This window comes from Legionella spiritensis (assembly GCF_900186965.1).
Lineage (GTDB): Bacteria > Pseudomonadota > Gammaproteobacteria > Legionellales > Legionellaceae > Legionella_C > Legionella_C spiritensis.
This window is the reverse complement of sequence record NZ_LT906457.1, coordinates 1,687,963-1,707,259: the sequence shown is the minus strand read 5'-3', so window position 1 is coordinate 1,707,259 and position 19,297 is coordinate 1,687,963. Positions and strand designations below refer to the sequence as shown.

The following is a 19,297-nucleotide window of genomic DNA, read 5'->3' as shown; positions in this document are numbered from 1 at the left end:
CATGCGTGCCGGGATTGCAGGATCAGGAATCATGGGAAGTTTGCTGGCGCTCGCGTTGCACAACGAGGGCTGGCAAATTAGTCTTTTTGAGCAATCAGAAGGTAATGATAATTGCAGTTTGGCAGCGGGCGGATTGCTGACGCCGGTTTCCGAACTGGATAAATCGGATCTTGTGATTTTTCATCTTGGACAACGATCGGTTACAAGCTGCTGGCCAGATATTCTCTCACAATTACCGGACACCGTTTATTATCGCCAATCGGGCAGTATTATCCTGAATCATCCGAGTGATCAGGCGGAATGGAATCATTTTTATCAACGCGTCTCGGAAAAACTGGATCACACGAAGGAGATTCGCTTTTATCGGCTTTCCAACGACAGTCTCATCCGCCTGGAACCTGATCTGGCAAAATTTGAAACCGCTTACTACTGTCCCGATGAGGCACATATTGATTGTCAGGCCTTGATACCCGAACTTCATAAATACCTTGCACGGATTGGGGTAACCTTTTTTTTAAACACGCCGGTTTTATCTCTTGAATCGGGACGAATCAGGACAAAAGACCGGCGGCATGATTTTGATATGGTGTTTGACTGCCGTGGTCTGGGCGCTCGCGACGTTTTCCCGGACTTGCGTGCCTTACGGGGAGAAATAATTCGGTTGTATGCTCCTGAAGTTACGTTGCATCGTCCTGTCCGCTTTTTACACCCTCGCTACAGTTTGTATATTGTTCCTCGACCTGGGCATAGTTATCTCATCGGGGCAAGTGAAATTGAAGCCGATGATCACAGTGGTATTTCCGTTCGTACGACCCTGGAGTTATTAACGGCCGCCTATTACCTGCATCCTGGTTTTGCCGAAGCACGAATTTTAAAGACAGTGACCCATTGCCGCCCTACCCTGGCCAATCATTTACCGCGTATCAAACGTAGTGACGGCTTGATAGCGGTCAATGGTTTGTATCGTCACGGCTATTTGATTGCCCCGGCGTTAGCCGAAGAAGTGTTGCGCGGCTTGTCCGCCAATGTATCCCTCCATTATCCGGAAATCTGGGAGAACGATTATGATCACCATATATCTCAATGACAAGGCGCAGCGGATTGAACCATCCCAGTCACTGCATAATCTGCTGATGCAAAACAGCTATACCGATTCGTATTTCGCTGTGGCGATAAACAACAAGCTGGTTGCTCGCGCAAATTATAAAGACACAATGCTTAACGATTGTGATCGTGTCGATATTATTGTGCCCATGCAAGGAGGATAATGATGTGGAATATAGCCGGAAAAACGTTACAAAGCCGACTGTTATTGGGAACAGCCGCTTACCCTTCCCTTGATGTCATGGAGCAATCTATTCGCGCATCCGGCGCGGAAATAATAACTTTGTCCATAAAAAGACAAGCGCCTGCCGGGGTTGGCGGTGAAGCATTCTGGCAGGTCATAAAAAACATCGGATGTCATCTTTTACCCAATACGGCAGGCTGTCGTGACGCGAAATCAGCCGTAGCCATGGCGGAGCTGACCAGGGAATTATTTAATACCTCGTGGATAAAACTGGAAGTTATCGGCGATGATTATAATCTGCAACCGGAACCGGTTGAATTAATTAAAGCCGCAAAAATTCTTGTCAGTCAGGGGTTTGAGGTTTTCCCCTACTGCACCGAAGATTTGGTTATGTGTCGAAAGCTGGTTGATGCCGGCTGCCGTATTTTAATGCCATGGGCATCCCCTATCGGTTCCGGCAAGGGCGTTGTTAATCCTTACGCTCTGGAAACCCTGCGTTGCCGGTTGCCGGATATCACCCTCATTGTTGACGCGGGTATCGGCAAACCATCACATGCCGTACAGGTTATGGAGATGGGTTTTGACGCGGTTCTTTTAAACACCGCGGTGGCTTTCGCACACCAACCGGTCCTGATGGCTTCGGCGTTTCGTCATGCAATCCGCGCGGGGCGGGATGCCTTTCTGGCGGGCATCATGCCACAGCGCAACGCGGCGCATCCGAGTACCCCCTTAATTGACACGCCTTTCTGGCAGCAGGATGTGCTGGTATGAACAAACCCGTTGTATGGAGTATCGCCGGCGTCGATCCGTCCGGACTGGCTGGTATGCAAGCCGATATGGACACGCTGCAACAATTTAACGTGACGGCCTGCTCTGTGATTACTGCCGTTACGGCGCAAAATGAACATCAGGTTACAGCCATAGAATGTATATCACCTGAACATGTAGCCTCTCAATGTGATGCCTTGCTACCATCGTTTACCCCGAGCGCTATTAAAATCGGCATGCTTGGCGAGCCTGGTACACCTGAGAAATTGGCTGCCCTTCTCAACAGTTATTCCGGATATGTGGTACTTGATCCGGTACTGGCTTCGTCTTCCGGAACGCCTTTATTTTTTTCCGATTTGAAACGGCATAGAGAGCAACTTGTCAGATTATTGCCTTATGCCGATGTGGTAACTCCAAACCGGATAGAGGCGGAGGTCTTGCTTAATCGATCACTTTCATCGTTTCGGGATTTGGAAGAAGCGGCTCATGCCTTAACAGGCATGGGTGCCAAAAGTGTGTTGCTGAAAGGCGGTCATCATAAAGATCCGCTATTTAGCCAGGACTACTGGACAAACGGGCATGACTCGTTCTGGTTAGCCGGTAAACGGGCGTCTGAACTCAATTACCGCGGTACCGGATGTGTACTGTCCTCAGCAATTGCCGCCAGTCTGGCACTCGGTTACTGCGTGAAAGACGCGGTCGTGATCGGGAAAATGTATGTTCAGCGAGGCATTCGACACGCTTTGCGTCTTAATCGCCACACCGCCCGATTATTTCATAATGGATGGCCGGAAGGTCAAGAGGATCTTCCTTATCTTTCTCCTGCGCCCATGACGCAATTGCCAAAGCCCTTTCCTTCCTGCTGGACAGGATTATACCCTGTCGTTGATCACAGTGGATGGTTAAATACTTTATTACCAATTGGAATAAAAACGATTCAGTTGCGTATAAAAAACGCACCGGAATCCTTGCTTGAGGAAGAAATACGGCGAAGTGTCGCTCTTGCGAGGCAATACGGCGCCACGTTGTTCGTTAACGACTATTACGAGCATGCCATTCACCTGGGTGCTACAGGCGTTCATTTGGGGCAGGATGATCTGCTGGCTGCCGATGTTGATGAAATACGTCGGGCAGGATTGTATTTAGGTGTGAGTACGCATTGCTATTACGAAGTCGCAAGGGCACACGCTATCAATCCTTCCTACATCGCCTGCGGCCCTGTTTATCCGACAACCAGTAAGATTATGGCGTTTAAACCGCAAGGACGCGAACAACTACATCGATGGCGGCGGACACTTCGTTATCCCTTGGTCGCTATAGGTGGTATTAACCTTGTAAAACTCCCGGAAGTTCTCGCAACCGGTGTAGACGGGATCGCCATGATTTCCGCTATTACCAGCGCCCGCGATCCTGTCGCTGCAGCCCAGCAATTATTAACCCGAGTAAGTGAGTTACGTTATGAGTAGCAATCGTTTTTCAGCACAAGAGTTAATCCGTTATTCCCGACAAATGGCACTTGAGGAAATTGGCTTTTCCGGCCAGCAAAAGTTAAAAGCTGCACGTGTCTTATGTGCGGGACTGGGCGGGCTGGGATCGCCGTTATCACTTTATCTGGCAGCCGCCGGTGTTGGCACTATCGGTCTTGTCGATGGTGATCGGGTTGAGGTGGGCAATTTACATCGGCAAATTTTATATCGTTCTTCCCAGGTGGATGAATCAAAAGCCTTGTCTGCCCAAAAACAGTTGTTATCCTTAAATCCCTGTATTACGGTAAACGTCTACCCTGAAAAACTGACCGCCGACAATGCGGTGGATATTATTGGGCAGTACGATATTATTGCCGACGGCACTGATAATTTTAAGACACGCTATCTCATTCATGACGTCTGCTTTCAACTTGAAAAACCTTATGTCTACGCCAGTGTCTCGCAATTTACCGGTTATTGCTCAATATTTTCCGGTGGTCAAGGGCCTTGTTTGCGCTGTGTATTTCCGCAGTCGCCCCAAGAACAAGCCACGATGGATTGTAATGGCAATGGTGTCCTCGGCATGTTGCCGGGTATGCTTGGTATTATTCAGGCCACGGAAATCATGAAATGGCTGGTACAAGCAGGTCAGTCATTAAACAACCGACTGCTCAAGGTTGATTTACTCAATATGATATTTAAAGACATACGCCTGGCCAGAAATCCGGATTGCAAGCTATGCGCCAGTACCTCATCCTGTATCCCGTCATGAAGGCTTCGCTGTAATGCGGGACAACGTTCACTTGGGCGCCCACCTCTTCGCCCGGGACAGCATTGGAACATCAAACCCGAATACGGCCACAGGCCTCCTCACGGGCTACCGCTCTTTTGTAAAAAATGGTACCTGGATATTCATTTGCCCGGGAAAACCACTTCAACGTCCCTGTCCGAAGTTTTATGGATTGCAATGCCGTCCGCGCCATCAAAATAAGGGCGGATAACTGGTTTCTTAAAATAAAGATAAGCGTCCTGACCATTAATTGTGACATGGAATGGTATTTTGACATTCCGTAATGGGACGTTGTTTTGCAGGATTGCGCCGTTGTATTTGACCGTTGTGCCAAACCCCAGAACGGGTGTCACGGTGTACGTCCCGGTGTCTTCATAGGGGTTCGGAATCAAAGTATTCTCCAGACTTCCCAGGGTTATCTGCACAGGACTGATGTTGCCCGCGTTGGGATCATGCAAGGTTCCATCCTGCCCTAGCGCATCGTCGTAGGCGAAGGTATAAATAGCTTGTGACGCATCGAAATGATGCAATGCCTTGGAATACAAATCGTACCACGGACCTTGTGTTAGTTGCGGCAACAAGGGATTTTTTTGATAAAAATTCGCTTTCATCGCCTGAAAATAATGTCTGTCTATCTTCGTGCTGGATTTCGCTGGCAGCAGGCCCGCGTCAAAAGCCGAAGTTAACTGGCGGATAATGATGGCTTTCGGGGTATTATTTGCCGCATCAAAGCTATCTCCCGAGCCGGCAAAAAAAGGCGTGGAATGTGTTGGTCTGTCAATCACAACACGGTAACTTCCTGTTTGATTGGTAAAAACAAACTGCTCCCCGGTGACCTTCCCGGTGAAAAGGTAGTTATCGAGAGAAAAATGCGGTGCAATTTCAGAAGTATCAATGAGTAGCGTATGGGTTTGATAATATTGCCAGAGGTGATCCATGTAACTGAAATCATAAACCGACTCATTGGATAAATAATCCAAATCAAAAGGTTTGGTATCGGCTACATTCTCGACCATCGCTTTACCGGGTGAGACAATACGTAGTAACTCCGTTTGTCCGCTTTCAGAATAGGTAATGAAAAGCCTGTCCCAGATTTTATTGCGAGTGGTGTCCTTTTCCTGGATAAGGGTTCGGACGCTGTTTATGACCTCATTACGGTCCTCGGAAAATCCTGCCTCGGTCACATCACTGGTTGAGCCTTCCTGTCTGATGTGTATAGGTAATGAAAAAAAATCCACCGCCGTCGGATTAACCCAGGAGCCACCGTCGTTATAACTGTATTCGATTTTGTCATAAAGCGTGTAGTAATTGGAGTCTCTGGGTTTGAAGCCATCCGGATCAAGAATTTTTCGGGTGTCTGTGGTAACAAAAAGATCCATGGGATATCCCGCTGAAAAATAGATTCGGCCCGAAGCCGTTTTGGGAACAAGAATGAGCCGTTTGCGGGAGTCTTCTGACAAAGGCAGCGTGGAAAGAGGATAACTGTATGATTCGGAATTCATTCCCGGTGTTACCGGTGTGCACTGCCCTATACCGGTATTTTGATCAATGTCAATAAAGCAATCGTGTTCTGTCGTGATATCCATTGCCTTGATAATCACATAGATATCGCTATCCGGTTTTTGTGTTTTATTGTTGATTTCGACAGGGAGATAGTCCGGGGGATAAACAGAATTTGCGTTGGCACTGAAAACAAGGATGAAACCTGTAAAAAGAACGGTGATTTTATTCATATTTTCATTGACCTGGACGTCACGCGGTTCACACAACCTTGTTTGGAATTACGTCCATGAAAAAATCATCCTGCTGATCATACAGAGCTTATAAAAATAATTCAAATTAAGTGAGTTCATGGGAATATTTTGTTATTTGTTTTTTTCTTTTGCTACAATGAGCGCAATGCAAGCCGGGTAATTTTTATAACAGGTGGGTGAATATGCTTAATATAAAAGATAAGGTTATTCTTATAACAGGCGCATCCAGCGGCATTGGTGAAGCTTGTGCCAGGCTGTTTGCCTCCCATGGTGCCAATCTGATTGTAACCGCGCGCCGTATTGAACGGCTGCGTTATTTATCCGAAGCCCTGCAAGCTGAATATCAAACCAAATGCTTCCCCCTGGAACTGGATATTCGTGACAGGAATGCCGTTGAATCCGCAATAAAAGCATTACCTGCATCATGGCGTTCTATTGATATTCTCATTAATAACGCCGGGCTTGCGCTATCCAGTGATCCTATCCAGAAAGGCCTGCCGGAAAATTGGGATACTATGATTGACACCAATGTGAAGGGCTTGCTTTATGTTACGCATGCGATACTTCCCGACATGCTGAAACGAAAAAAAGGCCATATTGTCAATATTGGTTCTATTGCCGGACAAGGTGTTTATCCTAATGGTAATGTTTATTGTGCGACAAAACACGCAGTCAGAGCCATCACGCAATCCATGCGCATGGATTTGATGGGAACACCCGTTCGAGTGACTGAAATTGCACCCGGCGCCGTTGAAACGGAATTCAGCACCGTACGCTGGAACGATGAGCAAAAAGCGAAACAGTTTTATCAGGACTTCAACCCGCTTGTTGCCGACGATATAGCGGATGCCATATATTATTGCGTGACCCGGCCATTGCATGTGGATATTGCGGAAATGACCATCATGCCGACCGATCAGGCGTCTTGCAATTTCATCAGCCGGGAAAAGGGAAAGAAGTAGCTCATTTTTGCTCATTGATTGTCATCTCCGTACAGGCGGAGATCTATTTTAACGTGACTGGATTCCCGATTTCTCGGGAATGACAGAACTTACCACTGTACTACCCGGAATATCACCCGTTCAAAATGAAATGGAAAGAGAAGCCTATCCATACATAATCAGTAAGTCTGTTCTATAGTTACTAAATGCCACAGTAAAATTTAATCAAAATGAGCAAAAAAAAGCTTACAGTGCTTGAGGAGGCCTTTCAGTCGTGTAAAAAAGCATTTATTTATATTGGTTTATTTAGTCTGTTTATCAATATATTGATGCTGACCATTCCGATTTACATGATGCAGATTTTTGACAGAGTACTTGCCAGCCATAGTTATGACACCCTGATTTATTTAACGCTTATTGCCTTGTTGGCGTTATTAATATTGAGCATACTCGATGCGGTACGCACATATATTATTATTCAAGTCAGTGTGTGGCTGGATAGAAAACTGACTCCTGCGGCCCTGGCTTTATGTCCCGATCAGCAACTTATGGGTAATATCTATCCGGAGCAGGTTTTACGTGATATTTCCATGGTACGACAGTTTCTGGGAAGCCCTGCTCTGTTTACCTTGTTTGATGCACCCTGGGTACCTGTATATTTAATCGTTATCTTTTTACTCGATCCTATTCTTGGGTTGATTTCCACTATCGGAGCGGTCATCCTTTTTGCCTGTGCCCTCGTTAATGAATTGGCTACCAGAAAATTACTGGAAGAAACCAATAATATTTCCCTGAGCAATAATCTGGAAACAACCGCTACGTTTCGCAATGCCGAAGTCATCCAGGCTATGGGTATGCTCTATCCGCTTGTACAAAACTGGTATAAAAATAATGAGAAAGTCCTGGAGTTTCAAAGTAAATCCAGCAAAATATCCGGCAACATCCTGTCTGTCAGCAAATTCCTTCGCTCGACTCTACAGGTTTTGATATTGGGATTTGGCGCGTATCTGGTAATAATCAACCAGATAACTCCAGGTATGATGATCGCCGCGTCCATCCTGATGGCGCGGGCTTTGTCGCCTGTGGAACAGGCTATCAGTTCCTGGAAACAGTATCAGGGCGCCAAACAGGCGAAAGAACGCCTTCGTCCCCATTTTTCCTTTTTTTCCGGTCGATTTGCCGGCATGACCTTGCCTGATCCCAAAGGGACTCTGTCGCTGGAAAACATTTTTTATTCGCCGCCCAACATGAACCGGTATGTGATTAATAATATTAATTATCAGATCAATCCTGGAGAAATGGTCGCTTTGATAGGACCTTCGGCGGCGGGAAAATCGACGCTCGCCCGTCTTATCGTTGGTGTGATAAAGCCCGGTGTGGGGAGCATACGCCTGGATAGTGCGGATGTTTTTCAGTGGGATCGCGTCGATTTTGGCAGACACGTTGGCTATTTGCCGCAAGATATCGAATTGTTTAACGGCACCATTAAAGAGAATATCGCACGTATGGGTGTCGTTGATGAACGTGCCGTGATTAAAGCGGCGCAACTGGCCGGATGCCATGAGTTGATTTTACGACTGCCGATGGCTTACGACACGTTGGTGAGCCGTTCCGGATTCAGCTTGTCGGGCGGACAACGACAACGTATCGCCCTCGCGCGGGCGTTATATCGGGATCCGCAACTGATTGTCCTGGATGAGCCAAATTCCAATCTGGATATGGAAGGAGAACAGGCGCTTATCGCCGCTCTAAGCGCGCTAAAAAAACGTTCGGCGACGGTGGTTGTTGTCGCTCATCGTCCTAATATACTTAAGCATGTCGATACCATTATCGTATTAAATGAAGGAAAAATTCAATTTTCGGGCCCGAGGGATCAGATACTATCCAAACTGCGTGAATTGTCCCGCGTGTCACCACAGCAGGCGAGACCCGGGGAAGGTTTGCACAATGGATAACGGAAACCCGCATAAATTACCGGAGACATCGGAATCTCCCATTATAACCTCCATCCTAATCTTTGGTTTTATAATATTGATTGTCTTCGTTGGAGGATTTTTGCTTTGGTCCATGTTGTTTCGTCTGGATGCCGCAGCCGTGGCTCCTGGTAAACTAATGGTACAAAATGTGCGTAAAACCGTGCAGCACATGGAAGGCGGTATTATTAAAAAAATTTATATTGACGAAGGTTCCGCTGTAAAGGCTAACACACCCCTTATCAAACTGGATGATACGCAGGCAAAAGCCAGTGTAGATTTACTGCAGGGACAAGTCTATGAAAATCTGGCCTCAGAGTCCCGTATTTTCGCAGAATTGAATAATGAGAAAACGATTGACTATCCGGAAGAATTACTCCAAAAAGCCACCAACCCCAAAGTAAAAAAAATTATTTCGGGGCAGAATAAATTATTTACGGCCAACACCAGAAGTTACGAAGGACAAATCAAGGTGCTCAATGAGCGTATCGAAGAATTCCACCATGAAATCAAAAGTCTGGAGGCGCAAGTGGATTCCGGCACGGAGCAATTGAGCTTGATTAATGAGGAAATTAAAGCCGTTGAATACCTGGAGGCCCGTAAATTGATTGACAAACCCAGGTTACTTGCCCTAAGGCGCGAAGCGGCCAGATTAACCGGTAACCGTGGCGAGCACTTGGGATTGGTTGCCAAGGCTCATCAGGCAATAAGCGAAACAAAGTCACAGATTTACACGCTTATGGAAAGCCGACGCAGGGATTTGTTACAAAACCTTCGTGAAATACAGCAAAAACTGGCTGATTTACAGGAAAAACTGAAAGCGGCACAAGACGTGTTACAACGAACACTCATTGCAGCGCCCCTGACAGGAACCGTTATAGGATTAAAAAAACACACCGTAGGCGGCGTGATCACGCCGGGACAGGATATTCTTGATATTATCCCCTCTGAAGATCAATTGATTGTGGAAGCGGAAGTTGATCCGCTTGATATTGATATCGTCAGGCCAGGTTTAACAGCCAAAGTTCGCCTTTCGGCTTATAAACAACGAACAACGCCTTTTATCGAAGGAAAAGTCAAACTGGTTTCCGCCGATGTTTTTGAAGACCAGGTCACTAAAAAACAATATTACAAGGTTCATATCCTGCTTGATAAAAAGGATTTACAACAACTTAAGCATATTCATTTATACCCGGGAATGCCGGTTCAGGTCATGATTATTGTCGAGAAAAGAACGGCGTTTGATTATTTTATCACTCCAATACAGGATAGTTTTGAACGTGCCTTTCATGAGCAATAGATGTGTTATTTATTTTTTGCAGATTTGTCTGTCCAACTTACAAATTTTTTGATTGCGAAACATTGGTATTCCCTTTTATTTGTACTATATTTATACAGCGGTTCCAATGAAAAATAGTCTTGTTTCAAGTGATGTCGCCATGAAAAACCTTCTTGTCGACATATATGACAAGGAGGTAATCCCTGATATGGAAAGCTGGGCATTGAAAATGTCGTAAACGATATTTTTTGTTATGTCTGGAGACTTACCATGAGTTTGTTTCAATTTCTGCAACAGCTTTTAGCCAAACTAAAAGCGCTTATAGAGGCCATCCTCGATAGACTGGATCCGGATAGTGTAGCAATCGAGGGTGCTGCCATCCAAAATGAAATCCTGACCGTAGATGAAAGTGATATCGATCATGATAATGGCGAGCCTTTTACCTATCAATGGTTAGCGGACGGAGAAAATATAGAAGGCGCAAATACAAATTCCTATGCACTGACCCAAGATGATGTCGGTAAACAGATATCTTTGTCACTGACCTATACCAATGAGCAAGGTGACCTGGTGACCTTGACGTCTGATGCCACCGTTGCGGTTGCCAACGTCAATGATGAGGTGACAGGAGCACTGTTGGTAAACGGACTGGCCGCTCAAAATGAAACACTGGTTGCGGACACCAGCGACCTTGCTGATTTGGATGGTCTTGGGGCGTTTAATTACCAATGGTATGCCGATGGCGTCGCTATTGATGGTGCGACCGGGGCGACCTATGAATTAACGCAGGCCGATGTCGGCAAAGCTTTTTCAGTAACCGTCAATTATATCGACGGATTTGGTGCCGAGGAAAGCATCACTTCACAAGCAACGGCTCCTGTGGCCAATGTGAACGATGCCGTGACCGGTGAAGTCATTATCCAGGGAACACCGGCAGAAAATCAAATCCTGGCGGCTGATGCCAGCGCTTTGGGTGATATTGATGGCCTTGGTGAGTTCACTTACCAATGGCTGGCTGATGGCGCTGTTATTGAAGGAGCAACCGGTGCGACTTACGAGTTGACCCAGGCTGATGTCGGTAAATCATTGACAGTGACGGTGAGTTATATCGATGGATTCGGCACTGCCGAAAGCGTGACTTCAGCAGCGACAGCAGCAGTAGAGAACGTTAATAACGCGGTAACCGGTGAGGTGGTGATTCAGGGGATACCTGCCCAATATCAAATCCTGGCGGCTGATGCCAGCGCTTTGGGTGATATTGATGGTTTGGGTGAGTTCACTTACCAATGGCTGGCTGATGGCGCTGTTATTGAAGGAGCAACCGGTGCGACTTACGAGCTGACCCAGGCTGATGTTGGTAAATCGTTTGCGGTGGCAGTGAGTTATATCGATGCCTTCGGGGCTGCCGAAAGTGTGACTTCCGCTGTGACGGACGCGGTGGCCAATGTGAACGATGCCGTGACCGGTGACGTTGTGATTCAGGGAACGCCGGCTGAAAGTCAAATATTGACGGCAGACGCCAGTGCGTTAGGTGATATTGACGGTCTTGGGGCGTTTAATTATCAATGGCAAGCCGATGGTATTGATATTGATGGCGCTAATGCCGACAGCTATGTTTTGACACAGGACGATGTGGGTAAAGTTATTACTGTCGTTGTCAGTTATATAGACGGCTTTGGAACGCCTGAAAATGTTGCGTCAGCAGCCACAGCACCAGTGATAGCCGATGTTGATTTAAACGTGACGGATCCGTCCGTTGTCTTACTGGAAGCCGACAATATTTATGTCAATAATGTGTTACAGGATCCCGGCATCGAAACCATGCGGTTAAGCGCTCAAAATGATCAGTTGATCGTTAATGATGTAATTAACGGCTTATCCGTCGATATGGGTGGCGAGGATGATCTGGATATCATTGATCTCAGAAATATTACCGGTGTCACATATACCGCCAGTAGCAATAATCTGCAGGATGGTAATGGTAACAGCCTGACGGTCACCAATGCGGAAGCCTTCCATCTGGGGCTAAATGGCAATACCTTCGTCATTGATCAGGGGGGTGATTACAACTTTATAATCGATGGTAATGTTCATAATGCCAATGGGCCGGGTCTTGATAACACTATAAAAATGATAGAAGGTACCGGCGAGACGAATGTCAGTTTCGCTTTTCAGGATGCCAATCCGGATAATTTACCTAACGGAGGACAAATCCAGAAGCTTAGCCTCGATATGGAATTCAATAACGCGGGTCCCAATATTGATAACGTGGCTACGCTTGATTTTGCGGAAGGTTCCTATTCCTTTAATGCAACAGCGATAGAATACGCTTTGCTGGCTGCCCTTTTGGCACAACCCGAATTTTTACATGTCTTTTTTGGGGAGTTAAAGATTAATCTGACGGATAGTGACGCCGATCCGATTGCTGGTAATGTAACCGCTCAGGTTACAGGGTTAAGAGATCAGATTATAGACACGACCAATGGTGATTTTTCGCCCCTGATGACCATTCAGAATTCGACGGGTGAGACTGGCATTGCCGATCTGACGGCTATTGAAACCAGCGTTAATCCGAATCAGAGTGGTCTTCCCTTTCTAAGTGTAAACTGGGTGGGCGACGGCAAGTTTTCTGTCAATGAAACGATTGATGCTTCATTATCATCCACCTCTCTGTCAAATTCCCATTTTTTTATCAATTTTCAGGAGTTATATTTGCCTGGTGGCAATGACAATCTGTTGATTACCACTATGGGTAATAATAATTTCATCGATATGGGAGAAAGTCTGGATGACTCCGATTTTGATTCCTTGTATCTCGCAGGTTTGAGCGGCACAGGAGCAAATTATGACGGTGGAAACAATGGCTTATTGACGCATGGTGGCAATTCGATGAACGTGGTTAACGTGGAACAAATTATTGGTACCACTCTTAACGATGTGATTATCGGAGACGCGGGCAATAATACCATTGAAGGAAGACAGGGTGCGGATCAACTGTCCGGTGGCGGCGGCAACAACACGTTTGCCTTCGGTAGCAACAGCGGCGAGGATGTGATTAACGATTATAATCTGGTTAATGACAGCCTGTTATTCAAAGACGGTGTCCAAATCCAAACCCTGCAAATTGTAGGCAATGATACGGTACTTGATCTGGGAGCCGGTAACAAAGTGACCTTAATCGGGGTACAAGTCAATGATCCGATGTTATTAAATATCGTGTAAATGTTACGATGAATCCATCATGATGCCGGTTTTTAAGCCGGCATCATTTTTTATCCCTTCGCTTGCTTGGTTATTTGCTGTTGTAGTATTTGTATTTGCTTTTGCAGATTGTCCTGAATGGTCTTCATTTGATTCTGGGTGTCCGCATTCACGGATTGGATCTGGTTTTGCAACTGTGTCTGGGTTTGTTTCATTTGGGTTTGCAATTGGGTGTTTAAGGTAGCAATCTGTTGCTCAAGCTGAGACTGGATCTGTTTCAGTTGCGCCTGCAATTGGGTATTTAATTGCTGAACCTGCTGATCAACCGTCGGATCGGCGGCGTACGCCGTCGGAATTAAAACCAGCGAACAAAGAAGTGCCTTTGCGATATGTTTCATGTTTTCAGTCCTTTTTATTATTGTGAGCGGTACTATTCCATCTTGTACTTTAGCGAATATGGGGCGTTCATGCAAAATTACGATTCAACACCCGAGCAATTGTTTCGTAAAACAGGCACGCAAGTAAAAGCCCCTGGGCAGAGTTAGTATCTTGTTTCCCTCACTGTCAAACCCATAGCAAAGCGATTGGGTGTTGGCTGCTTTGGGGCGTACCTGAAGGTAGTCGCCCATGGCTGCGTTAATTTCCTCCAGTTGCCCTGTGCTTATCATAGTGGTGAGTTCTTCCCAGTCTTTGGAGAGTATCGTTTCCTGCTCTGTTGTAGGCGACCATAACATCGCGCGCCCTATTCTGCGGTGCTCAAAGGGTATCATTTTATCTCCCTCCACGGGGATCCACAGGACACGGCGTAATTTTTGACAACATTGGGATGTGAGCCATTGCTGCCTGTGAACGGTTAACAGGGGGATGCTGGTCACAAACGTTGACTCGGCAGGATTTCCCTGTTTGTTAAGCGGAATTGTTTTTAACTCGATACCAAGATGACAAAAATCAGGTATGGATTTTGACCCGGCTGTCGCACCAAGAGCCAGTTCTATCGCAAGACCGGTCCATCCCTTTCGCCGTGTTTGTTCACCGGGAATAACCAACCCCAGCCCGGCGGCCAACTGGGACAGGCTTAGCCCTTCAATACGATGGCATTGCTCAATCAGTTCCTCTTCACTTTTCGGGCAATGATCGGGCCGGATCTTTTTCACTTTCCCTAACCTCTACGCTGATAGGCGGAATGGGTGGTTTGACCCCTGCCGCCTTAAATTGGGCGTTAATGGCAAACAATACCTTGGAACGTATTTCAAACCGGGAATACAGTTGCACGTTGATAAAATAACGAACTTCAAATTCAATAAGCGCTTCATCAATTTGCTTTAAAAAAACCTGTGCTGGTGGTTCGCCGACGATTTCAGGAATGATGGCCAGCACGTCTAAAATCAGTTGCTGGATCATGAGCGGATCATCTGCGCGGCTGACCTTGATAGGAACCACCGTACGAACGATGCTGTCCTGATGGGTCCAGTTGGTGAAGGGCTTATTAAACGTTTCCGCGTTCGGAATCAACACTTCCATGTTATCCCAGGAAGACACCCGCATGGAACGTATACCGATATGGGCAACTCGTCCTTCGTAGTTACCCAGGGTAATCAAGTCCCCTTCCCTGACCGGGCGTTCTATCAGCAACATGATGCCGCCCACGATGTTGCTGGCGAAATCTCGTAATCCGAAGCCCATACCCACCGCAAGCCCTCCAAGCACCATGGCCATGCCACTGAAATCAAGACCCAGAGTCCGCAAGGTTATGAAAACGCCAATCAATATCACAGCGTATTGGGTAAATACGGAAAGACTATTGCGTATCCCGGCATCACGGGCGTTTCGGTAAAGCCAGCGATAACAGAACTCCCTGGTCCATTTGGAGGCCCATATAAAAAGAAACAGTAAAATAAGAAACTTTAAAATACTGCTGGCAGTAATATGAACTCCGGACAGGTTGACTAGCGGATATTCACTAAACTGCAGGAGGTTCGTCATGACCACGGAATCGGAGCGCCAGCCAAATAGTTGAAACAGGGTATACAAGGCCAGAACCAGCAATAAAACCCGCAATATTTTATCCAGTGGTTTAAGCCATACCTCTATCCATAACCATCCGTTATTCATTCTGTAAATCATCCATTCGGAAATCAATTCCATTCCGTCAAATATCAACCCTCTCAGCAAAACATAAAGGCATAATAAAACCAGTATCTCAATCTGGTAGCTGCTCATCGTCCACGCCAGATTAATATAACCGATGAGGCCAATTACGGCAGTAGTAAACAAGGTAATAGGCACCAGATATATAAGAAGCAAAACAGCATGGCGAAAATAGCGTTTTTTACTTTTCAAGACTGGATGCAGCAAATGAGTGATAACGTCACGGCTCTTCCATCCTACAATGGATACGGCTACCAGAAATATCATGAACATACGGTTGAAAATATCTTGCAGAATCAGGGACAAAGGCAATAAATGGCTAAATGTCATCAAGGCGGTAGACCATCCTCCTGCCATAAGAAGCCATTTCAACCGGTAGTATAATCGTACATCCGTGCCGGAATAATCACTGAGACGCTCCAAAAGAGCCAGGCGGGCAATCAGGATCAGGCTTCTGAATATCAGCCAGATTACAAGCAGATTAATGAGTAACTGATAATTGGAAAAAGGAACATGATTAAAATAAAAAACGGCAATAACCGCGGTGACTATTCCAATATGAGGCATATTCCGGCTTAGTATGGCAAGCAGCCCGTCATAAAGATGTCCGGACAAACGAGAGCGCTCTTTATCGCGGGTCATTTGTTTTAATAGCTTGTAAAGGCCTACGGTGGCCAGAATGATTAAACCCAGACTGAACCAGATTAAAAACGCGGGCAGTTTATCCTGCCACTGGTAATTATCACGGAGTTTTAAGGCTAATGTTTTCAGGTAATTGTAAAATTGACCGGGTATATCGGATAGCTGGGTAAAAATGGACGGCCAGCTATCCATGCGGTATTCGGACAGGCTTTGTCGTACGGATAATTGTTTTTTGAGCTCTTCCTGGTGATTTTCCAAATCTTCCTGCAGGGTTTGTTGTTGAATAACGACGCCTTCCAGGCGTGCGTCAATAGCACGCAATAAATTGGTAAATTGTTGCTTTAAAGCGTTATCACTCAGATGTTGCTGCTCGCTTTTCAAAACCGAGGCCATTTTTCTAAGCGCCTGCTCCAGATCAGACAGTTGGCTGATGGTGTTTTTGTAATCCTCGGTAACCGTCTGCAAGGTTCTGATATCCGGACTCTTTAGCAAGAGATAATCCGCTCTGGCCAGCTTTCGTTGTAAATTCAGTTCGCTAATTTTGTGCTGGGTCAGATTAATCAGCTGATTGTTTAGTAAAAGCCGTGCTTCCAGGTGGTACGTTGTTTTAAAATCCGTATTGGCTTTAATACTTTGTTGTAACTCAATACTCTTTTCATACAGTCCTGACAAACTGTTGTTTAGCCTGTCCTCCTGCTCATGGAGGGTGATTAATTGTTTATGCAAGCGTTCCCGGGCCTGCCATAATTCCAAAGCCTGTTTCTCCGCCATTAAAATACGTTGATAACGATTGGCCAGATCAATGTTTTCCTGAATGAGGGAAATGGTTTTTTTATTAATTTCGTTTAACGTATTAATTTTATCGATTTTTTGCTGGGCACTGATTTGCGGCGATGCGGTGGCGGTAAATTGCTGGAGTTGTTTGAGACGCTGGCTGAAATCTTCCTGTATTTTATTCTGATTAACAAGAAAGTTTTCAAAATTGGCGATTTTAGCTTTATTCAGCGCCATCCTGGCTTCGTTTTGCCGGACAAGATTGTTGTATTGTGCCTCGTTGGCAGGTAACACAGGTTCCTTGAGTTGATTAATAACCAGGGTCAGAGTATTTTTTTCCTGAGTCAGATACTCAATGAGTTTGCTGTCACTGCTTTCCGATTTGGCAATCGACGAGGCCGTCGCAAAAAATAAAAACACTGCGACGACAAGAAACCCGGCAAACCACCGTCGGTCTTTGGGTACGGTGGCAAGTAGATGTTTATTTGGATTGTACATTGGCCGCAAGTCGAATGCCCAGTTCATGTAACTGGTTTGTGTTGACATGACCCGGTGCGCTGGTTAACGGGCAGGCGGCTGATTGCGTTTTTGGAAATGCAATCACATCACGAATGGAAGTGGAATTCGTGAGCAGCATTGCCAGCCTGTCTATCCCCAGGGCTATGCCGCCGTGCGGAGGACATCCATATTGCAAGGCGTCCAGTAAAAATCCGAATTTTTCAGCGGCTTCCTGTTCCTCAATGCCCAATAATCCGAATACGGCTTGCTGCAGCCGGGTCTGATGGATACGGATTGATCCGCCACCAATCTCATAACCATTGATTACAATGTCATAGGCTTTGGCCATGGTTTTGGTCGGATTGGCAAGCAGTGCGTCAATATCCAGTTCGCGTGGCGAGGTGAAAGGATGGTGCATTGGTTGTAACCGACCCGTTGCACTGTCTTTTTCAAACATGGGCCAATCAACAATCCATAATAAACGCCAACCGGATTCCACCAGACTCCTGTCATGACCCAGTTTAATCCGCAACGCACCCATGTATTCATTCACCAGCTGTGCGTGGCCTGCACCGAAAAAGACGACATCACCCGTTTGAGCCTGAACATGATCGAGAATGTTGTTCACCGCGTCTTCGCCCAGGAATTTAATAATAGGCGACTGCAATCCGGCCATCCCCTGGGAACGATCATTAATTTTGATATAGGCTAATCCTTTCGCGCCATAAATACTGACAAAATCACCGTAACCATCCAGTTCCTTACGGGTAAGGGTACAACCTCCGGGAAGCTTTAAGGCAACGACTCGTCCCTCTTCCATTTCGGCGGCCGAAGAGAATACCTTAAAGTCACAATCTTTTACCAAATCAGCGATATCTACCAGTTCGAGAGGAATACGCAAGTCCGGCTTGTCACTGCCGAAGCGGCGCATGGCCTCCGTATACGACATACGCGGCAGTGTTTCCGGCAATTCGACGCCGAGAATGTCCCGGAAAATTTTGTTTAGCATGCCTTCGATGAGATGCTGTATGGTTTTTTCATCGACAAATGCCATTTCCAAATCAAGCTGGGTAAATTCCGGCTGCCGGTCGGCACGCAAATCTTCATCCCGGAAACATCGTACTATTTGATAGTATTTATCAAATCCGGACATCATTAACAGCTGTTTAAATAACTGTGGTGATTGCGGCAAGGCATAAAACTGGCCGGGATGAACCCGTGATGGAACCAGATAATCCCTGGCTCCCTCCGGAGTCGCTTTGGTCAGCATGGGGGTTTCGATATCTACAAATTTCTGTTCGTTCAGATAATCGCGTATGCAACGTATCATGTTGTGGCGCAGCGTCAGGTTATGCTGCATTTCCGCACGTCTTAGATCCAGATAACGATAGCGGTAACGTATATCTTCATTGACCAGCTGATGCTCATCGGGCAGAAAAGGTGGTGTTTGTGCCTGATTTAATATTTCCAGAGCCAGGCCCACGACTTCAACCTTGCCGGTAGTCATTTTGTCATTAATCATTCCTTCCGGCCTGGCCCGTACGCGCCCTTCTACCCGAACGACAAACTCATGGCGGAGTTTTTCCGCTATGGTAAATACCTCCGATAATTCCGGCTCATAAACCACCTGGACGAGACCGGATCGGTCGCGTACATCGAGAAAAATAACGCCGCCATGATCACGCCGATTATGTACCCAGCCGCAGATACTGACTGATTCATCGATCATCGTTTCAGTTACAGAGGTGCAATAATGTGATCTCATAAGGCCGCCT

Annotated in this window: 14 protein-coding genes; 9 read left to right on the top strand and 5 right to left on the bottom strand. The window is 46.3% G+C overall.

Annotated features, from left to right (window positions below; all coding sequences use genetic code 11):
- Nucleotide 1 precedes the first annotated feature (1 nt).
- The 5 genes from CKW05_RS07735 to CKW05_RS07715 are packed head-to-tail and all read left to right on the top strand — an operon-like array spanning nucleotide 2 to nucleotide 4,294.
- On the top strand, nucleotides 2-1,087 hold the full coding sequence (locus tag CKW05_RS07735) for an FAD-dependent oxidoreductase (protein ID WP_058483517.1): 1,086 nt from the start codon (nucleotides 2-4) through the stop codon (nucleotides 1,085-1,087).
- On the top strand, nucleotides 1,065-1,268 hold the full coding sequence (gene thiS / locus CKW05_RS07730; protein ID WP_058483516.1) for a sulfur carrier protein ThiS: 204 nt from the start codon (nucleotides 1,065-1,067) through the stop codon (nucleotides 1,266-1,268). Before CKW05_RS07735 ends, thiS begins: the two co-directional genes overlap by 23 nt.
- Before the next feature lie 2 nt (nucleotides 1,269-1,270).
- The gene (locus CKW05_RS07725; RefSeq protein WP_095140600.1) at nucleotides 1,271-2,059 is read left to right on the top strand and encodes a thiazole synthase; all 789 of its coding nucleotides are present in this window, start codon (nucleotides 1,271-1,273) and stop codon (nucleotides 2,057-2,059) included.
- Entirely contained in the window at nucleotides 2,056-3,522 is a 1,467-nt protein-coding gene (gene thiE, locus CKW05_RS07720) for a thiamine phosphate synthase (protein WP_058483514.1), read from the top strand. The genes CKW05_RS07725 and thiE overlap by 4 nt, the downstream gene beginning before the upstream one ends.
- Nucleotides 3,515-4,294 (top strand): HesA/MoeB/ThiF family protein, encoded by a 780-nt coding sequence (locus tag CKW05_RS07715; protein WP_058483513.1) that lies wholly within the window; start codon nucleotides 3,515-3,517, stop codon nucleotides 4,292-4,294. Before thiE ends, CKW05_RS07715 begins: the two co-directional genes overlap by 8 nt.
- 140 nt (nucleotides 4,295-4,434) lie before the next feature.
- Here CKW05_RS07715 and CKW05_RS07710 read toward each other — a convergent pair whose 3' ends face one another.
- Entirely contained in the window at nucleotides 4,435-6,045 is a 1,611-nt protein-coding gene (locus CKW05_RS07710; protein WP_133141138.1) for a beta-1,3-glucanase family protein, read from the bottom strand.
- Nucleotides 6,046-6,248: 203 nt separating this feature from the next.
- On the opposite strand from CKW05_RS07710, the gene CKW05_RS07705 reads away from it, so the two are divergent.
- From CKW05_RS07705 to CKW05_RS07690, 4 genes are all read left to right on the top strand, one after another.
- Nucleotides 6,249-7,028: an SDR family oxidoreductase gene (locus tag CKW05_RS07705; protein ID WP_058483511.1), complete on the top strand. Its 780-nt coding sequence runs from the start codon at nucleotides 6,249-6,251 to the stop codon at nucleotides 7,026-7,028.
- Nucleotides 7,029-7,237: 209 nt separating this feature from the next.
- Entirely contained in the window at nucleotides 7,238-8,962 is a 1,725-nt protein-coding gene (locus tag CKW05_RS07700) for a type I secretion system permease/ATPase (RefSeq protein WP_058483510.1), read from the top strand.
- Nucleotides 8,955-10,280, top strand: a complete 1,326-nt coding sequence (locus CKW05_RS07695; protein ID WP_058483509.1) for an HlyD family type I secretion periplasmic adaptor subunit — start codon at nucleotides 8,955-8,957, stop codon at nucleotides 10,278-10,280. The genes CKW05_RS07700 and CKW05_RS07695 overlap by 8 nt, the downstream gene beginning before the upstream one ends.
- A gap of 249 nt (nucleotides 10,281-10,529) precedes the next feature.
- Complete coding sequence (locus tag CKW05_RS07690; RefSeq protein ID WP_058483508.1) at nucleotides 10,530-13,481, top strand: hypothetical protein; 2,952 nt, start codon at nucleotides 10,530-10,532, stop codon at nucleotides 13,479-13,481.
- A 50-nt stretch (nucleotides 13,482-13,531) separates the two neighbouring features.
- On the opposite strand, the gene CKW05_RS07685 is transcribed toward CKW05_RS07690, so the two are convergent.
- The 4 genes from CKW05_RS07685 to aspS form a co-directional block, all read right to left on the bottom strand.
- The gene (locus tag CKW05_RS07685; protein ID WP_058483507.1) at nucleotides 13,532-13,858 is read right to left on the bottom strand and encodes a hypothetical protein; all 327 of its coding nucleotides are present in this window, start codon (nucleotides 13,856-13,858) and stop codon (nucleotides 13,532-13,534) included.
- Nucleotides 13,859-13,942: 84 nt separating this feature from the next.
- Nucleotides 13,943-14,614, bottom strand: a complete 672-nt coding sequence (gene mutH / locus CKW05_RS07680) for a DNA mismatch repair endonuclease MutH (protein ID WP_058483506.1) — start codon at nucleotides 14,612-14,614, stop codon at nucleotides 13,943-13,945.
- On the bottom strand, nucleotides 14,577-17,570 hold the full coding sequence (locus CKW05_RS07675) for a mechanosensitive ion channel domain-containing protein (RefSeq protein WP_231950407.1): 2,994 nt from the start codon (nucleotides 17,568-17,570) through the stop codon (nucleotides 14,577-14,579). Before CKW05_RS07675 ends, mutH begins: the two co-directional genes overlap by 38 nt.
- A complete protein-coding gene (gene aspS, locus CKW05_RS07670; RefSeq protein WP_058483505.1) occupies nucleotides 17,506-19,287 on the bottom strand; it encodes an aspartate--tRNA ligase in 1,782 nt (593 codons plus the stop codon). Before aspS ends, CKW05_RS07675 begins: the two co-directional genes overlap by 65 nt.
- Nucleotides 19,288-19,297 lie beyond the last annotated feature (10 nt).